Source organism: Nocardia sp. FBN12 (genome assembly GCF_050320175.1).
In the GTDB taxonomy this organism is placed as follows: Bacteria; Actinomycetota; Actinomycetes; order Mycobacteriales; family Mycobacteriaceae; genus Nocardia.
The window spans coordinates 2,283,952-2,308,414 of the sequence record NZ_CP190048.1 but is presented as its reverse complement, the minus strand read 5'-3'; the positions used below and the strand labels follow the sequence as shown (position 1 = coordinate 2,308,414).

Below are 24,463 nucleotides of genomic sequence, written 5' to 3'. Positions count from 1 at the left end.
TTCGAGCTAGCTCGCCTCGGTCCGTCGGGTGGCGACACGGCGCAGAGCTGCCCGCAATCCCGCGAATTCGTCGTCACTGATCCGGTCGACGAAAAAGTTCAGAACCAGATCGGACCGCCCGCCCACACCGAGCGCTTCGTGCATGAGCTGAGCGCTGTGTTCCTCGCGGGTCACCGTCGGCCAGTACCGGTAGGCGCGCCCCGCGCGGTCTCTGGCCAGCCACCCTTTGCGATGCAGATTGTCCATGGTCGACATCACCGTCGTGTAGGCGATATCGCGCTCGGCGACGAGTTCGTCGAACAGTTCACGCACCGTCGTCGCGTCGTCGTCGCGATTCCACAGCCGATCCATCAGCACCGCCTCGAGATCCCCGAAACCACGCACCGCCGACCGACTCCTTCACCTTGCCCGAACCGGCTTCACCCTACCGCCACGCCCGGCGCCCGCCGACGAGCTGGGCGAACACAGCACCCGGCTGGCAGTACTCGCCGAGAATCGCCGGTACCTCCCGCGCCTGCGTATGCTTGCTCCCGGTGTCCACAAGGTCGAGTTCGCGATGGTTCTGGCCCGTCCTCACGCTCGTGACGTGCGGAGCGCTCCTGTGGGGATGCGCTGCTGCCGTCGTCATGCCGAAACTGGAGAAGAACCTCTCCGTCGACGAGGCGCGAAGGGTCATGGAACGAAACAAGATCCGGATACCCGGCACGTTCGACTTGGTCAGCATGCGGCGATTCGGCTGCCCGCCGTTGGCGGGCATGTGCGGCTACGTGGGGAGCTACGCCGGGCCTGCAGACCGGTTCCCGCACCCCCGGTCGATCTACTCTGATCCGACGTATAACCGGCCGCTGCAGAAGGTGACCTGCGCCGAGCTGACGAAGCGGCTTGGATTCGACCCGACGACCATGCGCGGCGACAACGACTGGAAGTTCGATTGCACGAACACAATCGAATTGTTCGCCAGCGCACCCTATGGCGGCATCAGCCCCGACTACCCCGAGGTCACGATCGCACGGGACGCCCGGACCGCCACGATCTACTTCTATTCCCGCCCATTCTGAGGCGACCGGCGCTTCGACGGAAACAGGAGCCGATTCATCGCCTCGCTGCCGACCGGGCAGCACGGCAAGGCGTTCGTGTTCCGCACCAGCGGATTCCCGGAAACACCGCTTCGCCGCTACGTCACCCACCTGACCCGCGACATCGAAGCGAAGGGCTTCGACGTGGTCGACGCCTTCGACTGCCGCGGCTTCGACACCTGGCTACCGCTGCGCATCGTCGGCGGGATCCAGAAGGGCCACCCCGATGCCACCGACATCACCGCCGCCCGCGCGTTCGCCGGAAAACTGCAGGCCAGGATGACCGCCAAGCCCTGACGCCCCGAACTCGTCAGACCTCGATGCGAACATATGTTCGTGTCCGATTCCGCCGCCCCGCGCCGCCCGCGGATCCAGTCCCGCACCGAGGCCTCGATCCTGCACGCCGACCTCGACTCGTTCTACGCCTCGGTCGAACAGCGAGACCAGCCGTGGCTGCGCGGCAAACCGGTCATCGTGGGCGGTGGGGTGGTGCTGGCGGCCAGCTACGAGGCCAAGGCGTTCGGGATCCGCACACCGATGAACGCGGGCCAGGCACTGCGATTGTGTCCGCACGCGATCGTCGTGCCGCCGCGAATGTCGGCCTACGCGCAGGCGAGCAAGGCGGTGTTCGAAGTCTTCCACGACACCACCCCGATCGTGGAGGGCATCTCGATCGATGAGGCGTTCCTCGATGTCAGCGGGTTACGCCGGATCAGTGGCGAGCCGATCGAGATCGGCCACCGGTTACGCGCGCAGGTGGCCGATCGGGTCGGCCTGCCCATCTCGGTGGGCATCGCCTGCAACAAATTCCTCGCCAAGGTTGCCTCCGCCGTCGCCAAACCCGATGGGTTACGCCTCGTCGAATCCGGCCGGGAACTCGACTTCCTGCACCCCCTGCCGGTGGAGCGATTATGGGGCGTCGGCAAAGTCACCTCGGCGACCCTGCACGCCAACGGCATCACCCGCATCGGTCAGCTCGCCGAACTCGGCGAACCCCACCTGCGCGCGATCCTCGGTCCCGCCGCCGCGCGTCACCTGTTCGCGCTGTCGTGGGCTCGCGACCCACGCCGCGTGGAAACCGGCAAACGCCGACGCTCGATCGGCGCCCAACGCGCCCTCGGCCGCCGCCCCCGCGAGCCAGAGGAGATCGCGGCCTACCTCGACGGCCTCACCGACCGTCTCGGCCGCCGCCTGCGCGCCGCCGACCGTGTGTGCCGAACAGTGGTGCTGCGCTTGCGTTTCGACGATTTCACCCGCGCCACTCGTTCGCACACCCTCGTCGAGGCCACCGATGCCTCCGCCGCCATCCGCCACGCTGCCCGCCTGCTCCTCGACACCGCCCAACCGCTGATCAGCGAACGCGGCATCACCCTGATCGGCCTCTCGCTGACCAACCTCGACGACGCCGACACCATGCAACTCACCCTGCCGCTGGAGGCCCGCGCCGAGAACACCCTCGACGCCACCCTCGACGACCTCCGCCGGCGCTTCGGCTCCTCCGCCGTCACCCGGGCCGCGCTCCTGCGCAGCGGTGAAGGGATCTCGGTCCCGCTGCTGCCTGATTGACCCCGGATTCGCGTGAAAGCCGCAGGTACGGCATCCTGACTGCCCGGGGGCTTCGGCGACAGCTGTCCTCCGACCATCGACCCCCGAAGAGGACAACCGCGATGCCCTACGCCGTCATCGGCTTCCTGACCCTCGCCCTGTGGGTGTATTGCCTGGTCGACATCGTCACCAGCCCCGACGCGGGCATCCGGCACCTCCCGAAGATGGGCTGGATCATCGTCGTCGTCCTGGTTCCCACGATCGGTGCGCTGCTGTGGTTGTTCGCCGGCAGGCCCGCCGGTGAGTCACGGCCGGCCTCGAATACCCGCTTCGGCGAATACGACCGCCCCGGCCGCCACGTCGCGTCGAATCCCGACGACGACGAGGACTTCCTGCGCGGCCTGCGCGAGCGCGCGGAGCAGCAACGTCGCGAGGCCCGCAGACAAAAAGAAGAGCGCGAAGAGGACTGAGCGTTAGGTGCGCTGGTCGTGTTTGGCGGGCCGGAACAGCGACCGCGTCCCGAACAGCGAGCTGTCGAACCGCTTGCCCGCGTCCGGTTCCCGGTGATAGCGCTCGATGCGCAGCACCTCGGTGCGGGAACCGAAGATGAACGGCACCCGCTGATGCACGTCGACCGGTGCCACCTCCATCATCCGTTCGTGACCGGTGCTCGCCGCCCCGCCTGCCTGCTCGACGATGAATGCGATCGGATTCGCCCCGTAGAGCAGCGAAACACGTCCTGGCCGGGCGGGATTGCGCGTATCGCGCGGATAGAGATACACCCCGCCCCGAGTGAGAATGTGGAAGGTGTCGGCCACCAGCGACGCCACCCACCGCATGTTGAAATCGCGCCCCCGCGGCCCTTCCACTCCCTCCAGGCACTCGAGCACATACCGGCGCACCGGCCGCTCCCAGAACCGTTCGTTGGCGGCATTGATCGCGAAACCTGAAGTGTCCTCGGGGATACGCATCTGCGGATGGGTCAGCACGAACGCCCCGATCTCCCGGTCCAGGGTGAACCCGTCCACCCCGCTCCCGGTGGTGAGTACCAGCATGGTCGCGGGCCCATACAGCGTGAACCCCGCACACACCTGCTCCACGCCTGATTGCAGGAAGTCGGCCTCGGCTGGTTCCGCCTTGCCGGTGACAACGTCGTCGGGCGCTCGCAGAATGCTGAAAATCGAACCGACAGGAAGATTCACGTCGATATTGCTCGACCCGTCCAACGCGTCGTAGGCCAGAAGGTACTTTCCCCGCCGCTGCGCCGCGGGCAACACCGACGCATGCTGCTCGGACAGCAACCCCGACAGCTGCCCCGACCACTGCGTCTGTCCCACCATGATCTCATCGGTCAGCACATCGAGGCGCCCACTCACCGACTCGTCCTCGACCCCCGACCCGACAATCGCCCCGCGCGTCACCTGATTGGCGATGATCTTCGCCGCCGTCGACACGACGTTCACCAGCGCGGAGAACTCCCCCGACGAACCGGGATGCCGATGCTCTTCCTCGATCGTGTAGCGGGTCAGCGTTTTCAGTCCATTGGGCATTCGGCCACATCCCCCTGCGAATTCCGGTGCGTCCCTTGCCCGTTCCAGAATGGCTCACGACACGCGCGCAAGCAATGTGAACTCTTCCCACATCACCAGCGTGCGGCCGCCACCTCGACCACAGGTGCTCCGCGCATAGATCGGCCGCCACGCTTGACCTTGTCCCCGGGGGCAGCGTTTACATTCGCTACATGAGGATCGGAGAGCTCGCGCGGCTGGCTCAGCTCAGCCCCAAGGCCATCAGGCGGTACGAGGCGTTGGGGCTGGTCGCACCGGGACGCCACCCCAACGGCTTCCGCGAATACGACGAGCACACCGTTCGGCTGGTGCAGGAAATCCGAACCCTCAATCGCCTGGGAATCCCGGTCGAGGAGACCCGCCCGTTCCTGGACTGCCTGGCGACCGGCAGCGAACACGTCGACGACTGTCCCGCCTCCCTGGCCGAATACCGGCGGACCATCGACGCACTGACCACAGAGATCGAAGCACTGACCGCCCGCAGAGACGCCCTCACCGATCGCCTCCGCGACGCCGCCCACCGCACCACTCGAATGCTCCCATGGCCGGAGACGGTCTCTGCGCGACAGCCATCAGGTCGAGCCGGGGAGATCGAAACGCCTGCCGAGCCGACCGAATTGAAGCAAACATGATGACCCAGAGTTCTGCGATCGCCGGCACCGTGGCGGTCACCGATGAAACATTCGACGACGACGTCCTCGCGCACTCCGGTCTCGTCCTCGTGGACGTCTGGGCCACGTGGTGCCCTTCGTGCAAGATGATCGCTCCCGTGCTGGCCGACATCGCCCGCGAACGCGCGCACACCCTCACCGTTCGCACGCTCAACGCCGACGAAAACCCGCTCACCACCCGCACTTACCAAGTGATGGCGGCTCCGACGCTGTTGCTCTTCCGCGACGGCCAACTCCTGCGCACCCTCGTCGGCGCGCGCTCCAAGGCCCGCCTCCTCGCCGAATTGGATGATGCCGTGTGCAGCTGATCCCGGTAGACGGGTGTCGACGCCGTCGGTACGGTCGTCACAGGGGGCGTGATCGCTGCCTGCGGACAGGCCGATGAAGGGGTGGGACATGGCAACTGAGGTGAAGCTGTCGGGAGGCGCGCTCGAACTGCCGGGTGGTGTTCGGGTGACGTTCGTGCGGACGTTGCGGCTGCCGGAGACGGGCACCTATCCGTTGCCGCCCGGCCTCGGCACCTTCCCGCTGCGACGAGTCGCCGACTATCCGGAGACGGTGCCGGAGGAATGGCGCGAACGCGGCGGGGTGATGCTGCCGGTGTATCAGCGCGAAGCGATGTGGTTGCGGTTCTCGGCGACCACGCCGACCGCGCTGAAAGTCGCGGTGGGCAAAGTCTGCGCCGTCTCGGGCAAGCCATGGAACGACGCGCTCACGAAGGATCCGCAGAACTATCTCGCACTGCCCGAGCAGCCGTGGCTCGACGGCATCAACTCCGGTCAAGGAACCGTCCGCCAGTTCGTCGCGGTCCCGATGGGTCTCGGAGCGACTGTCGAAGGTCAGGTCACCGGGACCGAACAGTGGGGTGGGGTGCAATTGGCCGTGCACGGGCTCACCGAGACGGCGCGGGAAGAGTGGAGCCGACAGGAGCGCGAGCGGCGTCAGCGCATGCCGGTCGCGCCCACCCCGGTCGGCGAGCCGCCGTGGGCGGCAGTCGCTTCCGGCGCACCACAGTACGGCGGGCCGATGCCCGTCAGCGCACCCGCGGGTATGCCGACGCCCGGTGCACCCCCGCCGGCGGGTGGTCCCGCTGCCCGGAAAATGGGCATGGGCGCGGGCGGCACCATGCGCCAGGAGATCTACGCCGGCAAACGACCCATCGACGACTACCAGCCCGACGCCGACGGCCGCGTTTTCGTCCACCTCACCTCCGCCGCCGAATGGCAGCAGATCACCGGCGAACCCGCACCGCCGACCCCGATCACCGCCACGGCGTATGCCGCCAACGGCCTGCCATGGTTCGACTACTACGCCGCCGATTCCGACGACCTCCCGCCCGCCACCGAACTCGCCGACGTCAAACCGACCGGCAACTGGCTCGCCGACGAACACCCGAATCCGCCCATCGGATACGGCCTTCCGACGATTCCGCTGGGCGACAACACAGTCCAGGACGGCACCTGGTAGCTCCGCCGGGCCTGCGGCGGACAGCTCTGCGCCGCAGGCCGACTGCCGGATCCGCCGAACCCGCCCGGCGCGCACCCACACCGACGTACGATCCGAGCGTGGCCGAATCGAATGGTTCCACCCCGCTGCGTGTGCTGGTCTACAGCAACGATGCCGATACCCGTCAACAGGTGATCCTGGCGCTGGGACGTAGGCCGCGTGCCGATCTACCGGAGCTCGACTTCTTCGAGGTCGCCACCGCACCGGTCGTCATCGAACAGATGGATGCCGGTGGGATCGATCTGGCGATCCTCGACGGTGAATCCGCCCCGACGGGCGGGCTCGGGATCGCCAAGCAGCTCAAGGACGAGATCGCGCAGTGCCCGCCGGTGGTCGTGCTCACCGGCCGTCCCGATGACGCCTGGCTGGCCAACTGGTCGCGCGCCGAGGCCGCGGTCTCGCACCCGATCGACGCCATGCAGCTCACCAACGCGGTCGCCGGCGTCCTGCTCGCCCGGCAGTAGACCCGGTACGGGCATCGTCCCGAACCATCGGATAGTCCGTGTCACTCAGTTCTGTCTATCACCACTGGTAACACCTGTGGTTCGCAGCGGCATGCCCGGAATGGATTACCCCCGTTTCGCTCATGAATCGCGGTGCCGATATCGATCAAACCCCGCCCCGGAAACGTGCGGCGGACCCCCGAAACGGCGGTAGTCTGTGCTCTAGCTCACACGAGCACGGGCTCTTGTATAACGCTCCGCCATCGCTGCACAGCCTTGCGCGAGCCCCGGTTCGGCGGACAACGTTGTCGGCCCCGTCTCGCCGAAAGCTGCCGTCCGCGGCCGGGCCACACGGCTCGGCCTGCTCCAGCGAGGAGGGGAAGTGCAGTCGTGAATATCGAGGTGCCCGCACTCGTACTCGGCGCCATCGCCGCGGCGTTCGCGGTGTTCTCCGTCATCATGGCGTCGCTGATCGGCCCGAAACGCTACAACCGGGCCAAACTCGAACCCTATGAATGCGGCATCGAGCCGACCCCGCACGCCATCGCAGGCGGCCCGGGAAATACAGCAGGACAGCGCTTTCCGGTGAAGTACTACCTCACGGCGATGCTGTTCATCATCTTCGACATCGAGATCGTGTTCCTCTACCCGTGGGCCGTGCATTTCGACACGCTCGGGCTGTTCGGTCTCGCCGCGATGGCGCTGTTCATCGTCAATGTGTCTGTCGCCTACGCCTACGAGTGGCGTCGCGGCGGCCTCAGCTGGGAATGAGTGGGAAATAATGGGTCTCGAAGAGAAACTGCCCAGCGGATTTCTGCTGAGCACGGTCGAGGATTTCGCCGGCTACCTGCGTAAGGGCTCGGTCTGGCCCGCCACGTTCGGGTTGGCGTGCTGCGCGATCGAGATGATGGCCACCGGCGCCGGACGATTCGACATCGCTCGCTTCGGCATGGAAGCGTTCCGCGCCTCCCCACGCCAAGCCGACCTGATGATCGTGGCGGGCCGGGTGAGTCAGAAGATGGCGCCGGTGCTGCGCCAGGTCTACGACCAGATGACCGAACCGAAATGGGTGCTGGCCATGGGGGTCTGCGCGTCCTCGGGCGGCATGTTCAACAACTACGCCATCGTGCAGGGCGTCGACCACATCGTCCCGGTCGACATCTACCTGCCCGGCTGCCCGCCCCGCCCGGAGATGCTGCTCAACGCGATCCTGGCGCTGCACGCGAAAATCGCCGAGATGCCGATGGGCGTCAACCGCGAGGAAGCGATCCGCGCCGCCGAGCAGGCCGCGCTCGCCAGCACGCCGACCATCCGGATGGAGGGCCTGCTGCGATGACCTTCGACTCCCCCGACAACACCGACAGCCCTGCGGGACAGGAAGTTCCGGAGGAATCGCCCGCGCAGACGCCACCGAAACCACCTCAGAACGAGGTGATCGGCACCCGGCGCGGCATGTTCGGCGTCAGCGGCACCGGCGACACCTCCGGCTACGGCGGCCTGGTCACCCCGGTCGCCCTGCCCGCGGGCACCCCGCCCCCGTACGGCGGTTGGTTCGACGCCTTCATCGGCACGTTGCGCGCCGCACTCGTGGGCCGGGTCATCGCCTTCGACACCGTGATCGAGAAGATCGTGGTCTTCCGCGACGAACTCACCCTGCACGTCAAACGCGAACACCTCGTCGCCGTCGCGAGCACACTGCGTGACGACAGCTCCCTGCGCTTCGAACTGTGCCTGGGCGTCAACGGGGTGCACTACCCCGACGACACAGACCGGGAACTGCACGCCGTCTATCACCTGAAGTCGATCACCCACGGCCGCAGTATCCGGCTGGAAGTGTCGGCGCCCGATGCCGATCCGCACATACCGTCGCTGTTCTCGGTCTATCCGACCAATGACTGGCACGAACGCGAAACCTACGACTTCTTCGGCATTCTCTTCGACGGGCACCCCTCCCTGACCCGCATCACCATGCCCGACGACTGGCGCGGGCATCCGCAGCGCAAGGACTACCCGCTCGGCGGGATCCCGGTGGAGTACAAGGGCGCGCGCATACCGCCGCCCGACGAGCGGAGGACCTACAGCTGATGACCGACACCGACTTCCGCCGCGACGACCCGGTAGTGACGGTCGCAGGCCAGGACTGGGACCAGGTCAGCGAAGTGATCGACGGCGGCGCCGAAGAACGCATCGTGGTGAACATGGGCCCCCAGCACCCGTCCACACACGGGGTATTGCGCCTGATCCTCGAGATCGAGGGCGAAACCGTCACCGAGGCCCGTTGCGGCATCGGCTACCTGCACACCGGTATCGAGAAGAACCTGGAATTCCGGAACTGGACCCAGGGCGTCACCTTCGTGACCCGGATGGACTACCTGTCGCCCTTCTTCAACGAAACCGCCTACTGCCTCGGCGTCGAGAAACTCCTCGACATCACCGACCAGATCCCCGAACGCGCCACCGTGGTGCGGGTGCTGCTGATGGAGCTCAATCGCATCTCCTCGCACCTGGTGGCGCTGGCGACCGGCGGCATGGAACTGGGCGCGCTCACCCCGATGCTGTTCGGCTTCCGCGAACGCGAACTCATCCTCGACGTCTTCGAGACCATCACCGGCCTGCGGATGAACCATGCCTACATCCGTCCCGGCGGCTTGGCCCAAGACCTTCCCGACGACGGCGTCACCAAAGTCCGCGAGCTCCTCGATATCCTGCCCGGTCGCCTGCGCGACATGGAGCACCTGCTCAGCGCCAACCCGATCTGGAAGAAGCGCACCCAGGACATCGGCTATCTCGACCTCACCGGGTGCATGGCGCTCGGCATCACCGGCCCCGTCCTTCGCGCCACCGGCCTGCCGCACGACCTGCGTAAGTCGGACCCCTACTGCGGTTACGAGAACTACGAATTCGACATCCCGACCACCACCGGCTGTGACTGCTACGGCCGCTACATCATCCGGGTCGCCGAGATGACCGAGTCGATCAAGATCGTCGAACAGTGCCTGGACAAGCTGCGGCCGGGACCGGTGATGATCGACGACAAGAAGATCGCCTGGCCCGCCGACCTGGAACTTGGCCCCGACGGTCTCGGCAACTCGTCCAAGCACATCGGCAAGATCATGGGAACCTCCATGGAATCGCTGATCCACCACTTCAAGCTCGTCACCGAGGGCATCAGAGTGCCTGCGGGACAGGTGTATTCAGCGGTGGAGTCCCCGCGCGGGGAACTGGGTGTGCACATGGTCAGCGACGGCAGCACCCAGCCCTACCGGGTGCACTACCGCGACCCCTCGTTCACCAACCTGCAAGCGGTGGCCGCGATGTGCGAGGGCGGCATGGTCGCCGACGTCATCGCCTCGGTCGCCAGCATCGACCCCGTCATGGGCGGAGTAGACAGATGAGCAAAGAACACCGTCCGGGCACTGACCTCACAGTGGGAGGTGTGGACCGATGAGTAGCGAAACCCCCACCAGCACACCGATTCTCCTGAGCCTCAGTACTCGTCCCGAACCGTATCCGCCGCACGTGCGCGAACGCCTCGAGCTGGACGCGAAGGAGATCATCACCCGCTATCCCCACCCCCGCTCCGCGCTTCTTCCGCTGCTGCACCTGGTGCAAGCCGAGGAAGGTTATGTGACCGGCACCGGCATCGACTTCTGCGCCGATCACCTGAACCTCACCGGCGCCGAGGTGACCGCGGTCGCCACCTTCTATTCGATGTACCGGCGCACCCCCACCGGCGACTACCACGTCGGGGTGTGCACCAACACCCTGTGCGCGGTCCTCGGCGGCGACGCCATCTATGAAGCGCTGCAACGACATCTGAACCTCGAGCACGGCCAAACCACCCCCGACGGTGCCATCACCCTCGAACACATCGAATGCAACGCCGCCTGCGACTACGCCCCGGTGATGATGGTGAACTGGGAATTCTTCGACAACCAGACCCCCGACTCGGCGGTCGCGATCGCCGACGCACTGCAGGCGGGCCACCAGGTCCGCCCGACCCGCGGCGCACCACTGTGCACGTTCCGCGAGACGGCCCGCATCCTCGCCGGCTTCCCCGACGAACGCCCCGGCGCTCTCGAAGGCGCACCCGGCGCTCCCACTCTGGCAGGGCTTGAATCCGCCGCGGCAGAAGACGAGTCGAACGGGGGATCACGATGACGACCCTCACCCCGGTCCTCAGCGAACACTGGGCCACCCCGCACTCCTGGACCCTGGACAGCTACCGCGCGACCGGCGGCTACGACGGACTCCGGGCCGCCCTGCGGCAAACCCCGGACGAAGTAATCCACACCGTCAAGGACGCGGGCCTGCGCGGCCGCGGCGGCGCAGGCTTCCCCACCGGCATGAAGTGGTCGTTCATCCCGCAGGGCCCCGGCCCCGACGGCGCGACGAAACCGCACTACCTCGTCGTCAACGCCGACGAATCCGAACCCGGCACCTGCAAAGACATCCCGTTGATGCTGGCCACCCCGCACACCCTCGTCGAAGGCATCGTGATCGCCGCGTACGCGATCCGCGCCGCGACCGCGTTCATCTACGTCCGCGGCGAAGTAGTTCCGGTACTGCGCAGACTCCAAGCCGCCGTCGCGGAGGCATACAACGCGGGCCTGCTCGGCCGCGACATCCTCGGCTCGGGTTTCGACCTCGACCTCATCGTGCACGCAGGCGCGGGCGCCTACATCTGCGGCGAGGAAACCGCCCTGCTCGACTCGCTCGAAGGCAGAAGGGGCCAGCCTCGACTGCGCCCACCGTTCCCCGCCGTCGCAGGCCTCTACGCCTGCCCCACGGTCGTGAACAATGTGGAATCCATCGCCAGCGTGCCCTCGATCCTGCGCAACGGCACCGAATGGTTCCGCTCGATGGGTAGCGAGAAGTCCCCCGGCTTCACCCTGTACTCCCTGTCCGGACACGTCGCCCGCCCCGGCCAGTACGAGGCACCGCTCGGCATCACCTTGCGTGAGCTGCTCGGTTACGCGGGCGGCGTTCGAGCCGGACACACCCTCAAGTTCTGGACCCCCGGCGGCTCCTCGACTCCGATGTTCACCGACGAACACCTCGACGTCGCCCTCGACTACGAAGGCGTCGCCGCCGCCGGATCCATGTTGGGCACCAAGGCCTTACAGATCTTCGACGACACCACCTGCGTGGTGCGCGCGGTCCTGCGCTGGACCGAGTTCTACGCCCACGAATCGTGCGGAAAATGCACACCGTGCCGCGAAGGCACCTACTGGCTCGTGCAGTTGCTGCGCCGGCTCGAAGCCGGCCATGGCACCGAAGCTGACCTGGACAAGCTCGCCGACATCGCCGACAACATCAACGGCAAATCGTTCTGCGCGCTCGGCGACGGCGCGGCCAGCCCGATCTTCTCCTCGCTGAAGTACTTCCGCGACGAATACCTCGCCCATCAGCGGCTCGGCGGTTGCCCGTTCGACCCGGCCGCCGCGACCGTGTGGGCACCAGGAAAAGAGGACCGATGACGGCCATAGCCCCAGGGAACAGCAGCGGTGTGGTGCCCACCGACATGGTGAGCGTCACCATCGACGACACCACCATCGAAGTCCCCGTCGGCACCTTGGTGATCCGCGCCGCCGAACTGATCGGCGTGCAGATCCCCCGCTTCTGCGACCACCCCCTGCTCGACCCGGTCGGCGCGTGTCGTCAGTGCATCGTCGAAGTCGAAGGACAGCGAAAGCCGGTCGCCTCCTGCACGATCCCCGTCACCGACGGCATGGTCGTGCGCACCCAGATCAGTTCCCCGGTCGCCGAAAAGGCTCAGCGCGGCGTGATGGAGCTGCTGCTCATCAACCATCCCCTGGATTGCCCCGTCTGCGACAAGGGCGGCGAATGCCCGCTGCAGAACCAGGCGATGTCCACCGGCAGCGCCGAATCCCGGTTCGAAGGCGAAAAACGGACGTACCCGAAGCCGATCCCGCTGTCCACGGCGGTGCTGCTGGACCGGGAGCGCTGCGTGCTGTGCGCCCGCTGCACCCGGTTCTCCCAGCAGATCGCCGGTGACCCGTTCATCGAACTGATGGATCGCGGTGCGTTGCAACAGGTCGGTATCGCTCAGGCCGAACCCCTCGACTCCTATTTCTCCGGCAACACCGTGCAGATCTGTCCCGTCGGCGCTCTCACCGGCACCTCGTATCGCTTCCGCGCCCGACCGTTCGACCTGGTCTCCACACCGAGTGTCTGCGAGCACTGCGCCTCCGGATGCGCACAGCGCACCGATCATCGTCGCGGAAAAGTGTTGCGCCGCTTGGCCGGTGACGACCCCCAGGTCAACGAGGAATGGAACTGCGACAAGGGCCGCTGGGCGTTCGCCTACGCCACCGAACGCGACCGCCTCACCACCCCGATGGTGCGGGGCTGGGACGGCGTTCTCGCCCCGGCCTCCTGGCCCGAAGCCCTCACCGCCGCCGCCGCGGGCCTGAGCGCCGCGATCGGCAACGCCGGCGTGCTCGTCGGCGGCCGCGTCACCGAGGAAGAGGCCTACGCGTACAGCAAGTTCGCGCGAATGGTCCTGGCTACCAACGACATCGACTTCCGCAGCCGGGTGCATTCGGAAGAGGAAGAACGCTTCCTCGCCGCCCGCGTCGCCGGACGTGGCCTGCAGGTCGATTTCGCCGCACTCGATCGAGCCCCCACCGTGCTGCTGGTCGGGTTCGAGCCGGAAGAGGAATCGCCCATCGTCTACCTGCGGCTGCGCAAGGCCGCACGCACCCGCGGGCAACGAGTGGTGTCGCTGGCCCCGTTCGCCTCCCGCGGTCTCGAACGCATGTCGGGCACACTGATCCAAACCCCGCCCTGCGGCGAAGCCGATGTCATCACCTCGATCATGGCCGAAACATCCGCCGATGCCGGCGAACTCGTGACAATGCTGGCGACCCCCGGCGCGGTCATCATGGCCGGCGAACGCCTCGCGGGCAGCCCCGGTGCGCTGTCGGCCGTGACCCGCCTGGCCGACACCACCGGTGCCGCGCTGGCTTGGGTGCCTCGTCGCGCGGGCGAGCGTGGCGCGTTGGAAGCGGGCGCACTGCCCGGTCTGTTGCCCGGCGGCAGGCCGGTAGTGGATCCCGCTGCGCGCCAACAGGTTCGGCACCGGTGGCAGTCCGGAGAACTTCCGGTCACCGTGGGCCGCGATGCCACCGCGATCCTGTCGAACGCCGCCCAGCTGGGTGCGCTCGTCATCGGCGGCGTCGACCCGGCCGACATGGCCGATCCGGCCGCCGCACTGGCCGCCATCGACGCGGCACGGTTCGTCGTCAGCCTCGAGATGCGGCACAGCGCCGTCACCGAACGCGCCGACGTCGTCTTCCCGGTGGCGACCGCGATGGAGAAGTCCGGCACCTTCCGCACCTGGGAAGGCCGCCCGCGGCCCTTCACCGCGGCCTCACTCGACACCACCCGCCGGGTCGCCGCCCCGCTGTCGGACCTGCGGGTACTGCACTCGCTGGCCGGGCAGATGGGCGTCCCGATCAACCTGCCCGATACCGCGGCCGCCCGCACCGAACTCGACGGACTCGGCACCTGGACCGGCGAACCCATCCCGGCTCCGGAGCTGACCAGCCAGACCCGCCCCGCACCCGGCCCGGGAACGGCCGTGCTCGCCGGGTGGCGAATGCTGCTGGATGCCGGCCGGATGCAAGACGGTGAACCCAATCTCGCCGGCGTCGCCCGCCCGCCGGTCGCGCGGTTGTCGGCCGCGACAGCCGCCGAGATCGAAGCCGACGACGCCGATCACATCATCGTCTCCACCGCCCGCGGTGAGATCTCGGTGCCGCTGATGATCACGGACCTGCCCGACCGGGTGGTGTGGCTGCCGCTGCACTCGCCCGGGTCGACGGTCGCCGCCGAACTCGGTGTGACACCCGGTGCCGTGGTGCGCCTGCGTCGCGCCGACGACAGGATGAAGGAACACCGTCATGAGTGATCGAGTGCTATTCCTCGCGGCCGAGGGCGGACCTGTTTTCGGCACCGACCCGCTGTGGCTGGTCGTGGTCAAAGCGCTGGGCGTGTTCGTCTACCTGATGCTGGTGCCGTTGATCGCGGTCTACGCCGAGCGCAAAGTCGTCGCGTGGATGCAGATGCGAATCGGTCCCAACCGGATCGGCCCTGGCGGCATGCTCCAATCGATCGCCGACGGCGTGAAGATGGCGCTCAAGGAAGACATCATCCCGGCGATCGTGGACAAGCCGATCTTCGTGCTCGCCCCGATCATCTCGGTGATCCCGGCGTTCATGGCGTTCGCGGTGATCCCGATGGGCACGGAGGTGTCGATCTTCGGCACGCGCACCGCGTTGCAACTCACCGATATGCCCGTCGCCGTGCTCTACATCCTCGCCATCACCTCCATCGGCGTGTACGGCATCGTGCTGGCAGGCTGGTCCTCGGGTTCGACATATCCGCTGCTCGGTGGCCTGCGCTCGACCGCGCAGGTGATCTCCTACGAGATCGCGATGGCGCTGACCTTCGCCACGGTATTCCTGCTGTCGGGAACCATGGCGACCTCCGAGATCGTGAGCGCGCAGGAGGGGACCTGGTATGTCTTCCTGCTGTTGCCCTCGTTCCTGATCTATTGCGTGGCGATGGTCGGCGAAACCAATCGCGCGCCCTTCGACCTGCCCGAAGCCGAAGGTGAGCTGGTCGGCGGTTTTCACACCGAGTACTCGTCGCTGAAGTTCGCGATGTTCATGCTCGCCGAATACGTCAACATGGCAACGGTTTCCGCGCTGGCGACCACCCTGTTCCTCGGCGGCTGGCGGGCACCGTTCCCGATCAGTCTGTGGGAGGGCGCCAACTCCGGGTGGTGGCCGCTGCTGTGGTTCACCCTCAAGGTGTGGACGTTCCTGTTCGTGTTCGTCTGGCTGCGCGGCACCCTGCCGCGCTTGCGCTACGACCAGTTCATGAACCTCGGCTGGAAACTGCTCATCCCCACCTCGCTGGTGTGGGTGATGATCGTCGCCGCCGCCCGCGTGCTCGACCTCGAAGGCCTCCCCGGCCAGAACCTGATCCTGGTCGGTGTGGGTCTGGTGATCACCGCGGCGATGATCGCGATGTTCCTGCGCGCGGGCCGCAGCCAGGGACTGCCGCCGTTGCCGCCGCAAGAGCCCGCGACATCGTCGGTGTTTCTCGGCTTCCCGGTCCCGCCGATGCCGGCTCGGCCCGCGAACGCCGAGCCCGAGTTCGGGTTGTTCGACCCGCTCGCCGGTTTCGCGGTCACCGCGGCCACCATGTTCAAAAGGCCCAACACCGAGTCCTACCCCGAGGAGAAGGTGCCGACCGCGCCGCGCTATCACGGTCGCCACCAGCTCAACCGCTACGACGACGGTCTCGAGAAGTGCATCGGCTGCGAACTGTGCGCGTGGGCGTGCCCGGCCGACGCGATCTTCGTCGAAGGCGCCGACAACACCGAGGAGGAACGCTTCTCCCCCGGTGAACGGTACGGCCGCGTCTATCAGATCAACTACCTGCGCTGCATCGGCTGTGGCCTGTGCATCGAGGCCTGCCCGACGCGCGCGCTGACGATGACCAACGACTACGAGCTCACCGACGACAACCGCGCCGACCTCATCTACGAGAAGGACCAGCTGCTGGCCCCGCTGCAGCCCGGTATGACGCCTGCCCCGCACCCGATGGCACCGGGCACCGACGCGGCCGACTACTACCTGGGCCGGGTCGGTCCCGCACCGTCGGATCAGGAGGTACTGCGATGACCACCGCACACGTTCTCGCCGCCGAAGTCGCGAACACCTCCACCGGTGAAGGGGTGCTGTTCTGGGTACTCGCCCCGATCGCGGTGCTCGGCGCACTGGGCATGGTGACCGCGGCCAAGGCCGTGCACTCGGCACTGTGCCTGGCCTCGACCATGATCTCGCTCGCCGTGTTCTATATCGCCCAGGGCGCACTGTTCCTCGGCGTCGTGCAGATCGTGGTGTACACGGGCGCGGTGATGATGTTGTTCCTGTTCGTGCTGATGCTGGTGGGCGTCGACTCCGCGGAATCGCTGCGGGAGACGTTGCGCGGGCAGCGCATCGCCGCCGCGATCGTCGGGGTCGGATTCGGGTTGCTGTTCATCGGCGGCATCGGCGCGGCCCTGCGCGACAGCGGAACCAGCTTCCCCGGCCGCGGCTTCGGCGACCGTGACGTGATCGCCGAACTCGCCGAGCTGATCTTCCTGCGCTACGTGTGGGCCTTCGAACTCACCGGCGCACTGCTGATCACCGCCACGATCGGTGCGATGGTGCTGGCCCACCGCGAACAGTTCACCCCGAAACGCGGGCAGCGGGAAATGTCGCGCGATCGCTTCCGCAATGCCGGCGAACGGGCCACTCCGCTACCGACACCGGGTGTCTACGCGCGGCACAACGCTGTCGACAGTCCCGCCCAACTCCCCGACGGCTCTTTCGCCGAACTCTCGGTGAGCACGATCCTGCGTCACCGCCGCAACCGCGCCCACACCGAAGCCGCTGTGCTCTCGGTCGGCGCGGTCCGCGACGACAACCCGACGGCCGACGAGGAAGGCAAGCGGTGAACCCCCAGAACTACCTGTTCCTGTCTGCGCTGCTGTTCACCATCGGCGCCGCGGGAGTGTTGTTGCGCCGCAACGCGATCGTGGTCTTCATGTGTGTGGAGCTGATGCTCAACGCGGTGAATCTGGCGTTCGTGACCTTCGCCCGGTTGCACGACAACCTCGACGGGCAGGTGATCGCGTTCTTCACCATGGTGGTCGCCGCCGCCGAGGTCGTCGTCGGCCTTGCCATCATCATGACGATCTTCCGTGCCCGCCGGTCGACCTCGGTCGACGACGCCAACCTGCTGAAGTTCTGACATGGGTACCGCAACGCTGTGGCTGCTGCCCGCACTCCCGCTCGCAGGCGCGATCGTCCTGCTCCTGTTCGGCCACCGCACCGATCGTTGGGGCCACTACCTCGGCACCGCGACCGCAGTGGCCTCGTTCGTCGTCGCCCTTGTCGCGTTCGTCGGCATGCTCGGCCGCGCCGACGCCGACCGTGCCGTGCACGAAGAACTGTTCAACTGGGTGCCCGTCGGTGATCTACAGGTCGGATTCAGCCTGCAGCTCGACCAGCTCTCGATCTGCTTCGCCCTGCTCATCACCGGTGTCGGGTCGCTGATCCACCTCTATTCGATCGGCTACATGAGCCACGATCCGGGCAAGCGCCGGTTCTTCGGCTACCTCAATCTGTTCCTCGCCGCGATGCTCGTGCTGGTCCTCGCCGACAACTTCCTCGTGCTGTACCTGGGCTGGGAAGGCGTGGGCCTTGCGTCCTATCTGCTGATCGGCTTCTGGTACGAAAAGCCCTCCGCCGCAACGGCAGCCAAGAAGGCCTTCGTCGTGAACCGGGTCGGCGACATGGGCCTGGCCATCGCGATGATGGTCATGTTCGCGACCTTCGGCTCCTTCGACTTCCAGACCGTCTTCGCGGCGAGCCCCGGCGCGAGCGAAGGCACACTCACCGCGATCGGTCTGCTGCTGTTGCTGGCCGCCTGCGGCAAATCCGCCCAGGTGCCACTGCAGTCGTGGCTCGGCGACGCGATGGAAGGCCCGACTCCGGTCTCGGCGCTCATCCACGCCGCCACCATGGTCACCGCCGGTGTGTACCTGATCGCCCGCTCCAACCCGATCTACGACCTCGCGCCGAACGCACGCACGGCGGTGATCGCCGTCGGTGCGGTGACCTTGCTGTTCGGCGCCATCATCGGCTGCGCCAAGGACGACATCAAGAAAGCACTCGCGGCCTCGACGATGAGCCAGATCGGGTACATGATCCTGGCCGTCGGCCTCGGCCCCGCCGGCTACGCGTTCGCGATCATGCACCTGCTCACCCACGGCTTCTTCAAAGCCGGCCTGTTTCTCGGTGCCGGTTCGGTGATGCACGCGATGGACGACGAAACCGACATGCGCCGCTACGGCGGCCTGCGCACGCTGATGCCGATCACCTTCATCACCTTCGGTCTCGGCTATCTCGCCATCATCGGAGTGCCGCCGTTCTCCGGGTTCTTCTCCAAGGACAAGATCATCGAGGCGGCCTTCGACCACGGTGGATCCATCGGGATCCTGCTCGGCGTGGTCACTCTCGTCGGTGCCGCACTCACCGCGTTCTACATGACCCGCGTCATGCTGATGACCTTCTTCGGCGAGCGCCGTTGGAAGCCCGACACCCACCCGCACGAGTCACCCACGGTGATGACCGGGCCGATGATCCTGCTCGCGTTCGGATCGGTCTTCGCCGGCGGGGTGTTCGTGTGGGGTTCGTCGCTGGTGAACTGGCTCGAACCCGTCGTCGGCTCCCATCACGCGGAGCCCGTGGTGCCCGCCGCGGTGGTCACCGCACTGGCGTTGACCGCCGTCGCGATCGGTGTGGCCATCGCCTACCGCAAGTACGCCGAAGCCCAGATCCCCGAGGTCGCACCGGAGCAGGTCAGCGTGCTCACCGATGCCGCGCGTGACGACCTCTACGGCGACAAGATCAACGAAGCCGTCTTCGAGCGGCCCGGCCGCCACCTCACCAGAGCACTGGTGTTCCTCGACGCGAAGGGCGTCGACGGGATCGTCAACGGAACCGCCGCCTCGATCGGCGGGCTGTCGGCGCGAATCCGCAAGGTGCAGACCGGTTTCGTGCGTTCCTACGCCCTGTCCATGTTCACCGGCGCGGCCCTGGTGGCCGCTGCCCTTCTCGCGGTGAGGTTCTGGTGAACTCGTTTCCCTGGCTGACGACACTCTGGCTCGCCCCCGCGATCGGGGCGGGCGTGGTGCTCGTCCTGCCCGCCGCCCGCCGGACGGTGGCGCGTGGCGTGGCGTTCGCGACGTCGATCGGTGTCCTCGCACTGGCGGTCGTCCTGACGGTACGGTTCCAGCCCGGCGGCGCGCAGTACCAATTCGTCGAATCCCACGAATGGATCCCGGCATTCGGTGTCGGCTACACCCTCGGTCTCGACGGCATCGCCACCGCGTTGGTCCTGCTGACAGCAGTGCTCGTGCCGCTGCTGATCCTGGCAGGCTGGAACGACGACACCGCCACCGGCGAGGGACCCAAGACCATCCACATCTACATGGCGTTGATGCTGCTGGTCGAGTCGATGGTGCTGATCTCGTTCCTCGCCCTCGACATCCTGCTGTTCTATGTGTTCTTCGAAGCGATGCTGATCCCGATGTATTTCCTCATCGGCGGTTTCGGCACCCGCACCACCGACGCCGCGATCCGCGCCCAACGCTCACGCGCGGCCGTGAAGTTCTTGCTCTACAACCTGTTCGGCGGGCTGATCATGCTCGCCGCGGTGATCGGGTTGTACGTGCTGACCGCCCAGGCAGGCCTCGGCGAGGGTTCGGCGGGCACCTTCGATCTGCGGGTCGTGGTCGCCGCGGCCAACAACGGTGAACTCGGCGGCAGCACAGCCGTTCTCAACGCACTGTTCCTCGGCTTCATGTTCGCCTTCGCGGTCAAAGCGCCACTGTGGCCACTGCACACCTGGTTGCCCGACGCAGCGGTCTCGGCCACCCCGTCCAGCGCGGTGCTCATGATGGCGGTCGTCGACAAGGTCGGCACCTTCGGCATGCTGCGCTACTGCGTGCTGCTGTTCCCCCTCGCCTCGGACACCTTCGCGCCCTTGGTGATCACACTGGCCGTGATCGGCATCGTCTACGGTGCGCTGCTCGCGATCGGCCAAACCGATGTGATGCGACTGATCGCCTACACCTCGATCTCGCACTTCGGGTTCATCATCCTCGGCATCTTCGCGATGACGAGCCAGTCGCAGTCCGGTGCGACCCTGTACATGGTCAATCACGGATTGTCCACGGCCGCACTGTTTCTCATCGCCGGATTCCTCGTCTCCCGCCGCGGTACCAGGATGATCGCCGAGTACGGCGGCGTGCAGAAGGTCGCGCCCGTGCTGGCAGGCACGTTCTTGATCGCAGGCCTGGCCACTCTCTCGCTGCCCGGTCTGGCGCCGTTCATCAGCGAATTCCTGGTCCTGGTCGGCACCTTCCCCAAATACCAGGCGGCGGCGGTGATCGCGACCGGTGCGCTGGTGCTGGCCGCGATCTACGTGCTGTGGCTGTATCAGCGGTTGATGACCGGTCCGCTGAAGAAGGGCAACGAGCATCTGCGTGACCTGGTGCCGCGTGAGCTGGCCGTGGTGGTGCCGCTGCTGGTCGCGCTGCTGGTGCTCGGCTTCTATCCGAAACCGATCCTGGATCTGGTGGATCCCGCAGTGGGGCACACCCTCTCGACGATCGGTAAGCACGACCCCGCCCCAACGGTCCCGGCCCCCGAAGCAGGTGCGGCCACCCCGCCCGCAGGCGGCCACAAATGAGGACGGACTCCGTGACCATCACCGAGCTCGCGGCCATCGCGCCCGCACCGAGCATCGAATACCACCTGCTCGCCCCGATGCTGATCGTGTTCGCGGTCGGCGTGGTGGGTGTGCTCGTCGAAGCGTTCGTGCCGCGGCCCTACCGGTACCTGACACAGTTGGTGCTCGGGTTGGCCGGCGTGGTGGGCGCATTGGTCGCCGTCGTGTTGCTCGCCGGGTCCGAGGGCACGGCGGTGGTCGGCGCGGTGGCCATCGACGGGGTCACCCTGTTTCTGCAGGGCACGATCCTGTTGGTCGCGTTGCTGGGTCTGCTGCTGATCGCCGAGCGCGGTGCGGTGCCGCGGGCGCGCAGCGGTCCAGGGACGTGGAGCCGGGCGGCCGCCGCGCTGGATCGTGGGGTCGACGCGTTCACCCCGCAGGCTTCCGCAGTGCCCGGCAGCGCGCACGAACTCGCCGCGGTGCGCTCGGGTGTCTCGACCACCGAGGTGTTCCCGCTGACGATGATCGCGGTCGGTGGTCTGCTGCTGTTCCCCGCGTCCAATGATCTGCTGACGATGTTCGTCGCGCTCGAAGTGCTGTCGCTGCCGCTGTATCTGCTGTGCGGGCTGGCTCGCCGCAGGCGGTTGCTCTCGCAAGAGGCGGCGATGAAGTACTTCCTGCTCGGTGCGTTCTCGTCGGCGTTCTTCCTCTACGGCATTGCCCTGCTGTACGGGCAGACCGGCACGGTGTCACTGCCGGGAATCGGTGCGGCACTGGACAAGCAGCCCGAGAACGCCACCCTCGGTCTGCTCGGCATCGGGATGCTCGCCGTCGGTCTGCTGTTCAAGATCGGTGCCGTGCCATTCCAAGCCTGGGTGCCCGACGTCTACCAGGGCGCGCCGACACCGATCACCGCTTTTATGGCCGCGGCCACCAAGATCGCCGCCGTCGGCGCGACCATGCGGGTGCTGATGGTGGGAGTCGGCGCGCTGAGCTCTGATTGGCGTCCGGTGCTCGCCGCGGTCGCCGTCGCGACGATGGTCGTCGGCGCGATCATGGCGATCACGCAAACCGACGTGAAGCGCATGCTCGCCTACTCGTCGATCGCCCACGCCGGGTTCCTGCTCGTCGGCATCGCCGCCGCCGACACGGCCGGTGTCGCCGCCGTGCTCTTCTATCTGCTGGCCTACGGCCTCGGCACGGTCGGCGCGTTCGCGGTGGTCAGTCTAGTCCGTGACTCCTCCGGTGACGAAGCGACCGCGCTGTCCCAATGGGCGGGCCTCGGCCGCCGATCCCCCTGGCTCGCTTCGGCTTTCGCCCTGTTGCTGCTTTCCTTCGCCGGTCTGCCGCTCACCAGCGGGTTCGTCAGCAAGTTCGCCGTCTTCGCGGCCGCCTCCGGTTCGGGTTACACCGCGTTGGTGATCGTCGGTGTCCTCTGCAGCGCCATCGCCGCCTTCTTCTACGTCCGCGTGATCGTCCTGATGTTCTTCACCGACCCCCCGGCCGACGCGCCCATCGTGACCGCCCCCTTCGCGACCACCCTGGTCGTGGCGTTCAGCGCTGGTGCCACCGTTCTGCTCGGCCTGTTCCCCCAACCGATCCTCGACCTCGCCGACCGCTCCGCGGAATTCATCCGCTGATGTCGTCGATTCCCCAACCCGACTCGCGCCCACCGACCAGCCACGAACGCCACGTCGGCCAACCGTGGAACGCCTCCTACCTCGACGGCCCCGCACCTTGGGACATCGGCGCCCCGCAGCCCGCTGTCGTGCGGCTGGCCGAAGCGGGTGGGTTCCGCGGACCGGTCCTCGACGTCGGCTGCGGCACCGGCGACAACGCGCTGTTCATCGCCGCCCGCGGGCTACCGGTGCTCGGTGTCGACGTAGCCGAGGCAGCGCTGGCCACAGCCCGGCGAACCGCCGACGACCGCGGGATCGACGCCGGCTTCGCGATGGCCGACGCTCTGCACCTGCAGCGTCTGTATCGCCGCTTCGAAACAGTCCTCGACTGCGGCCTGTTCCACACCTTCGACGTCACCGAACGAACCGAGTACGTGGCGAGTCTGGCCTCGGTCACCGACTCCGGCGGCACCCTGTACGTGCTGTGCTTCAGCGACACCGGCCCCACCATCGGCCCGCACCCGGTCACCACGCAAGCCCTCACCGCGCCCTTCACCGGCAATCCCGCCTGGCGCGTCGCCACCATCATCCCGGAGCACCTGCGAACACGATTCGCCGACACGACCTCCGCCTGGCGCGCGACGATCGAGCGACTGTGAACGGCGGGCTCGGGAACTCCAGCAACGGGGTCACGGTGCTCCCGCCCCCGCGGCTGCTCGCGGACGGGCTGATCATGGTCGAATCCGGACGCTGGCACGACGGCCGGTTGTGGTTCGCCCACTGGGGCAGCGGCGACGTGGTCGCCGTCGACCTCGACGGGCAGACCGAAGTGGTCGCGCCCGGCCGCGACACCATGGGGTGGTCGATCGACTGGCTGCCGGATGGCCGGCTTCTGGTCTCCGGGCAAGAGCTGACCCGAGTGGAACCGGATGGATCGACCGTGCGGCACAGCGCTCAGGGCGGCAACGAGATCGTTGTCGACGCGGCCGCTCATGTCTATGTCAACGGCGCTGATTTCGACTTCGTCGGCGGCGGCGCACCCGAACCTGGCTGGATCCGTCTGGTCGCCCCCGACGGATCCACCCGCGACGTCGCGGGTGACATCGAGTTCCCCAACGGAATGGTGATCACCCCCGACGGCTCGACGTTGGTGGTTGCGGAATCCTTCGCCGGACGGCTCTCCGCGTTCGACATCCAGGACGACGGCTCGTTGTCGGGCCGACGTACCTGGGCCGAAGGGCTGGGACCGGACGGAATCTGCGTCGACGCCGCCGGAGGCATCTGGAGTCAAACTGCTGATATGCCCGATCCCGACGACGCGAGCGCCCCCGCGGGAGCAGTGGTTCGGGTACTCGATGGTGGCAAGATCACCCATAGTGTCGAGACCGACCTCCCGTGTTTCTCCTGCGCGCTCGGCGGGCCGGAAGGCCGGCATCTGTTCCTCTTGTGCAACGAGTTCGAGGGGATCGACCGACTCGAAGCAGTGCTGTCTCGCCGGAGCGCGCGGATCTACGTCACCGAGGTGCCGAGTTGGACCTGACCGAGCGTCCATCAACGTCCGACCGCAGATCAGTCCCCTCCCGTCTCGGCACCCTGGCGATCGTGCTCGGTGTGGCCGTTGCGATTCCGGTGCTCGCGACCCTGGCCTTCGCCGCCATCGGCCACCCCGAGTGCGACCCGCGCTTTCGGGCCTTGACCTGAAGAGTGGTTGAGCTC

General features: G+C 67.1%; 26 protein-coding genes. 24 read left to right on the top strand and 2 right to left on the bottom strand.

Features of this window, described 5'->3' with window-relative positions; translation table 11 throughout:
• Window positions 1–6 precede the first annotated feature (6 nt).
• Entirely contained in the window at window positions 7–384 is a 378-nt protein-coding gene (locus ACQHI0_RS11245) for a BlaI/MecI/CopY family transcriptional regulator (protein ID WP_427907875.1), read from the bottom strand.
• 242 nt (window positions 385–626) lie between these two features.
• Here ACQHI0_RS11245 and ACQHI0_RS11240 point away from each other — a divergent pair, with 242 nt between their 5' ends.
• The 4 genes from ACQHI0_RS11240 to ACQHI0_RS11225 all read left to right on the top strand — a co-directional run bounded on the left by ACQHI0_RS11240 (window position 627) and on the right by ACQHI0_RS11225 (window position 3,091).
• Window positions 627–1,058 (top strand): hypothetical protein, encoded by a 432-nt coding sequence (locus ACQHI0_RS11240; protein WP_427907874.1) that lies wholly within the window; start codon window positions 627–629, stop codon window positions 1,056–1,058.
• Window positions 1,059–1,133: 75 nt separating this feature from the next.
• Window positions 1,134–1,373 (top strand): hypothetical protein, encoded by a 240-nt coding sequence (locus ACQHI0_RS11235; RefSeq protein ID WP_427907873.1) that lies wholly within the window; start codon window positions 1,134–1,136, stop codon window positions 1,371–1,373.
• A 33-nt stretch (window positions 1,374–1,406) separates the two neighbouring features.
• Entirely contained in the window at window positions 1,407–2,642 is a 1,236-nt protein-coding gene (gene dinB / locus ACQHI0_RS11230; protein ID WP_427907872.1) for a DNA polymerase IV, read from the top strand.
• A 101-nt stretch (window positions 2,643–2,743) separates the two neighbouring features.
• Window positions 2,744–3,091: a PLDc N-terminal domain-containing protein gene (locus tag ACQHI0_RS11225; protein WP_427907871.1), complete on the top strand. Its 348-nt coding sequence runs from the start codon at window positions 2,744–2,746 to the stop codon at window positions 3,089–3,091.
• Window positions 3,092–3,094: 3 nt separating this feature from the next.
• Here the strand turns inward: ACQHI0_RS11225 and ACQHI0_RS11220 are convergent, their stop codons facing one another.
• Window positions 3,095–4,171, bottom strand: coding sequence for a class 1 fructose-bisphosphatase (locus ACQHI0_RS11220; RefSeq protein WP_427907870.1), 1,077 nt, complete (start codon window positions 4,169–4,171; stop codon window positions 3,095–3,097).
• A gap of 191 nt (window positions 4,172–4,362) precedes the next feature.
• Between ACQHI0_RS11220 and ACQHI0_RS11215 the strand changes: the two genes are divergently transcribed.
• The 20 genes from ACQHI0_RS11215 to ACQHI0_RS11120 all read left to right on the top strand — a co-directional run bounded on the left by ACQHI0_RS11215 (window position 4,363) and on the right by ACQHI0_RS11120 (window position 24,448).
• On the top strand, window positions 4,363–4,821 hold the full coding sequence (locus ACQHI0_RS11215) for a MerR family transcriptional regulator (RefSeq protein WP_427907869.1): 459 nt from the start codon (window positions 4,363–4,365) through the stop codon (window positions 4,819–4,821).
• Complete coding sequence (locus tag ACQHI0_RS11210) at window positions 4,821–5,168, top strand: thioredoxin family protein (protein WP_427907868.1); 348 nt, start codon at window positions 4,821–4,823, stop codon at window positions 5,166–5,168. Before ACQHI0_RS11215 ends, ACQHI0_RS11210 begins: the two co-directional genes overlap by 1 nt.
• A gap of 88 nt (window positions 5,169–5,256) precedes the next feature.
• Complete coding sequence (locus tag ACQHI0_RS11205; protein ID WP_427907867.1) at window positions 5,257–6,327, top strand: hypothetical protein; 1,071 nt, start codon at window positions 5,257–5,259, stop codon at window positions 6,325–6,327.
• A 98-nt stretch (window positions 6,328–6,425) separates the two neighbouring features.
• Window positions 6,426–6,830, top strand: coding sequence for a hypothetical protein (locus ACQHI0_RS11200; protein WP_427907866.1), 405 nt, complete (start codon window positions 6,426–6,428; stop codon window positions 6,828–6,830).
• Between the two features lie 369 nt (window positions 6,831–7,199).
• Window positions 7,200–7,580 carry an NADH-quinone oxidoreductase subunit A gene (locus ACQHI0_RS11195; RefSeq protein WP_266288656.1) on the top strand — a complete coding sequence of 127 codons (381 nt, stop codon included), beginning with the start codon at window positions 7,200–7,202 and terminating at the stop codon, window positions 7,578–7,580.
• A gap of 10 nt (window positions 7,581–7,590) precedes the next feature.
• Window positions 7,591–8,145 carry a NuoB/complex I 20 kDa subunit family protein gene (locus tag ACQHI0_RS11190; protein ID WP_019047013.1) on the top strand — a complete coding sequence of 185 codons (555 nt, stop codon included), beginning with the start codon at window positions 7,591–7,593 and terminating at the stop codon, window positions 8,143–8,145.
• The gene (locus tag ACQHI0_RS11185) at window positions 8,142–8,894 is read left to right on the top strand and encodes an NADH-quinone oxidoreductase subunit C (protein ID WP_427907865.1); all 753 of its coding nucleotides are present in this window, start codon (window positions 8,142–8,144) and stop codon (window positions 8,892–8,894) included. The genes ACQHI0_RS11190 and ACQHI0_RS11185 overlap by 4 nt, the downstream gene beginning before the upstream one ends.
• Window positions 8,894–10,204, top strand: a complete 1,311-nt coding sequence (gene nuoD / locus ACQHI0_RS11180) for an NADH dehydrogenase (quinone) subunit D (protein ID WP_427907864.1) — start codon at window positions 8,894–8,896, stop codon at window positions 10,202–10,204. The genes ACQHI0_RS11185 and nuoD overlap by 1 nt, the downstream gene beginning before the upstream one ends.
• A 49-nt stretch (window positions 10,205–10,253) precedes the next feature.
• On the top strand, window positions 10,254–10,970 hold the full coding sequence (nuoE, locus tag ACQHI0_RS11175) for an NADH-quinone oxidoreductase subunit NuoE (RefSeq protein ID WP_427907863.1): 717 nt from the start codon (window positions 10,254–10,256) through the stop codon (window positions 10,968–10,970).
• Window positions 10,967–12,289 (top strand): NADH-quinone oxidoreductase subunit NuoF, encoded by a 1,323-nt coding sequence (nuoF, locus tag ACQHI0_RS11170; protein ID WP_427907862.1) that lies wholly within the window; start codon window positions 10,967–10,969, stop codon window positions 12,287–12,289. The genes nuoE and nuoF overlap by 4 nt, the downstream gene beginning before the upstream one ends.
• On the top strand, window positions 12,286–14,745 hold the full coding sequence (locus tag ACQHI0_RS11165) for an NADH-quinone oxidoreductase subunit G (RefSeq protein WP_427907861.1): 2,460 nt from the start codon (window positions 12,286–12,288) through the stop codon (window positions 14,743–14,745). Before nuoF ends, ACQHI0_RS11165 begins: the two co-directional genes overlap by 4 nt.
• Complete coding sequence (gene nuoH / locus ACQHI0_RS11160; protein ID WP_427907860.1) at window positions 14,738–16,528, top strand: NADH-quinone oxidoreductase subunit NuoH; 1,791 nt, start codon at window positions 14,738–14,740, stop codon at window positions 16,526–16,528. Before ACQHI0_RS11165 ends, nuoH begins: the two co-directional genes overlap by 8 nt.
• Window positions 16,525–17,346: an NADH-quinone oxidoreductase subunit J gene (locus tag ACQHI0_RS11155; RefSeq protein WP_427907859.1), complete on the top strand. Its 822-nt coding sequence runs from the start codon at window positions 16,525–16,527 to the stop codon at window positions 17,344–17,346. Before nuoH ends, ACQHI0_RS11155 begins: the two co-directional genes overlap by 4 nt.
• Window positions 17,343–17,642 carry an NADH-quinone oxidoreductase subunit NuoK gene (nuoK, locus tag ACQHI0_RS11150; protein ID WP_056819797.1) on the top strand — a complete coding sequence of 100 codons (300 nt, stop codon included), beginning with the start codon at window positions 17,343–17,345 and terminating at the stop codon, window positions 17,640–17,642. Before ACQHI0_RS11155 ends, nuoK begins: the two co-directional genes overlap by 4 nt.
• A gap of 1 nt (window position 17,643) precedes the next feature.
• Complete coding sequence (gene nuoL, locus ACQHI0_RS11145) at window positions 17,644–19,530, top strand: NADH-quinone oxidoreductase subunit L (protein ID WP_427907858.1); 1,887 nt, start codon at window positions 17,644–17,646, stop codon at window positions 19,528–19,530.
• Window positions 19,527–21,149 carry an NADH-quinone oxidoreductase subunit M gene (locus ACQHI0_RS11140; protein WP_427907857.1) on the top strand — a complete coding sequence of 541 codons (1,623 nt, stop codon included), beginning with the start codon at window positions 19,527–19,529 and terminating at the stop codon, window positions 21,147–21,149. The genes nuoL and ACQHI0_RS11140 overlap by 4 nt, the downstream gene beginning before the upstream one ends.
• Entirely contained in the window at window positions 21,146–22,768 is a 1,623-nt protein-coding gene (gene nuoN, locus ACQHI0_RS11135; protein WP_427907856.1) for an NADH-quinone oxidoreductase subunit NuoN, read from the top strand. The genes ACQHI0_RS11140 and nuoN overlap by 4 nt, the downstream gene beginning before the upstream one ends.
• Window positions 22,768–23,406 (top strand): class I SAM-dependent methyltransferase, encoded by a 639-nt coding sequence (locus tag ACQHI0_RS11130; protein ID WP_427907855.1) that lies wholly within the window; start codon window positions 22,768–22,770, stop codon window positions 23,404–23,406. The genes nuoN and ACQHI0_RS11130 overlap by 1 nt, the downstream gene beginning before the upstream one ends.
• On the top strand, window positions 23,403–24,287 hold the full coding sequence (locus ACQHI0_RS11125; RefSeq protein ID WP_427907854.1) for an SMP-30/gluconolactonase/LRE family protein: 885 nt from the start codon (window positions 23,403–23,405) through the stop codon (window positions 24,285–24,287). Before ACQHI0_RS11130 ends, ACQHI0_RS11125 begins: the two co-directional genes overlap by 4 nt.
• The gene (locus tag ACQHI0_RS11120) at window positions 24,278–24,448 is read left to right on the top strand and encodes a hypothetical protein (RefSeq protein ID WP_427907853.1); all 171 of its coding nucleotides are present in this window, start codon (window positions 24,278–24,280) and stop codon (window positions 24,446–24,448) included. Before ACQHI0_RS11125 ends, ACQHI0_RS11120 begins: the two co-directional genes overlap by 10 nt.
• Window positions 24,449–24,463 lie beyond the last annotated feature (15 nt).

Bases quoted from the DNA above. Each gene is read 5' to 3' on its own strand.
- ACQHI0_RS11165 (WP_427907861.1), top strand. From the start codon at position 12,286: ATGACGGCCATAGCCCCAGGGAACAGCAGCGGTGTGGTGCCCACCGAC.
- ACQHI0_RS11130 (WP_427907855.1), top strand. From the start codon at position 22,768: ATGTCGTCGATTCCCCAACCCGACTCGCGCCCACCGACCAGCCACGAA.
- nuoL (WP_427907858.1), top strand. From the start codon at position 17,644: ATGGGTACCGCAACGCTGTGGCTGCTGCCCGCACTCCCGCTCGCAGGC.
- ACQHI0_RS11205 (WP_427907867.1), top strand. From the start codon at position 5,257: ATGGCAACTGAGGTGAAGCTGTCGGGAGGCGCGCTCGAACTGCCGGGT.
- nuoD (WP_427907864.1), top strand. From the start codon at position 8,894: ATGACCGACACCGACTTCCGCCGCGACGACCCGGTAGTGACGGTCGCA.
- nuoF (WP_427907862.1), top strand. From the start codon at position 10,967: ATGACGACCCTCACCCCGGTCCTCAGCGAACACTGGGCCACCCCGCAC.
- ACQHI0_RS11215 (WP_427907869.1), top strand. From the start codon at position 4,363: ATGAGGATCGGAGAGCTCGCGCGGCTGGCTCAGCTCAGCCCCAAGGCC.
- ACQHI0_RS11220 (WP_427907870.1), bottom strand. From the start codon at position 4,171: ATGCCCAATGGACTGAAAACGCTGACCCGCTACACGATCGAGGAAGAG.
- ACQHI0_RS11225 (WP_427907871.1), top strand. From the start codon at position 2,744: ATGCCCTACGCCGTCATCGGCTTCCTGACCCTCGCCCTGTGGGTGTAT.
- nuoH (WP_427907860.1), top strand. From the start codon at position 14,738: ATGAGTGATCGAGTGCTATTCCTCGCGGCCGAGGGCGGACCTGTTTTC.
- ACQHI0_RS11210 (WP_427907868.1), top strand. From the start codon at position 4,821: ATGACCCAGAGTTCTGCGATCGCCGGCACCGTGGCGGTCACCGATGAA.
- nuoE (WP_427907863.1), top strand. From the start codon at position 10,254: ATGAGTAGCGAAACCCCCACCAGCACACCGATTCTCCTGAGCCTCAGT.
- dinB (WP_427907872.1), top strand. From the start codon at position 1,407: ATGTTCGTGTCCGATTCCGCCGCCCCGCGCCGCCCGCGGATCCAGTCC.
- ACQHI0_RS11185 (WP_427907865.1), top strand. From the start codon at position 8,142: ATGACCTTCGACTCCCCCGACAACACCGACAGCCCTGCGGGACAGGAA.
- ACQHI0_RS11190 (WP_019047013.1), top strand. From the start codon at position 7,591: ATGGGTCTCGAAGAGAAACTGCCCAGCGGATTTCTGCTGAGCACGGTC.
- nuoN (WP_427907856.1), top strand. From the start codon at position 21,146: ATGAGGACGGACTCCGTGACCATCACCGAGCTCGCGGCCATCGCGCCC.
- ACQHI0_RS11155 (WP_427907859.1), top strand. From the start codon at position 16,525: ATGACCACCGCACACGTTCTCGCCGCCGAAGTCGCGAACACCTCCACC.
- ACQHI0_RS11240 (WP_427907874.1), top strand. From the start codon at position 627: ATGCCGAAACTGGAGAAGAACCTCTCCGTCGACGAGGCGCGAAGGGTC.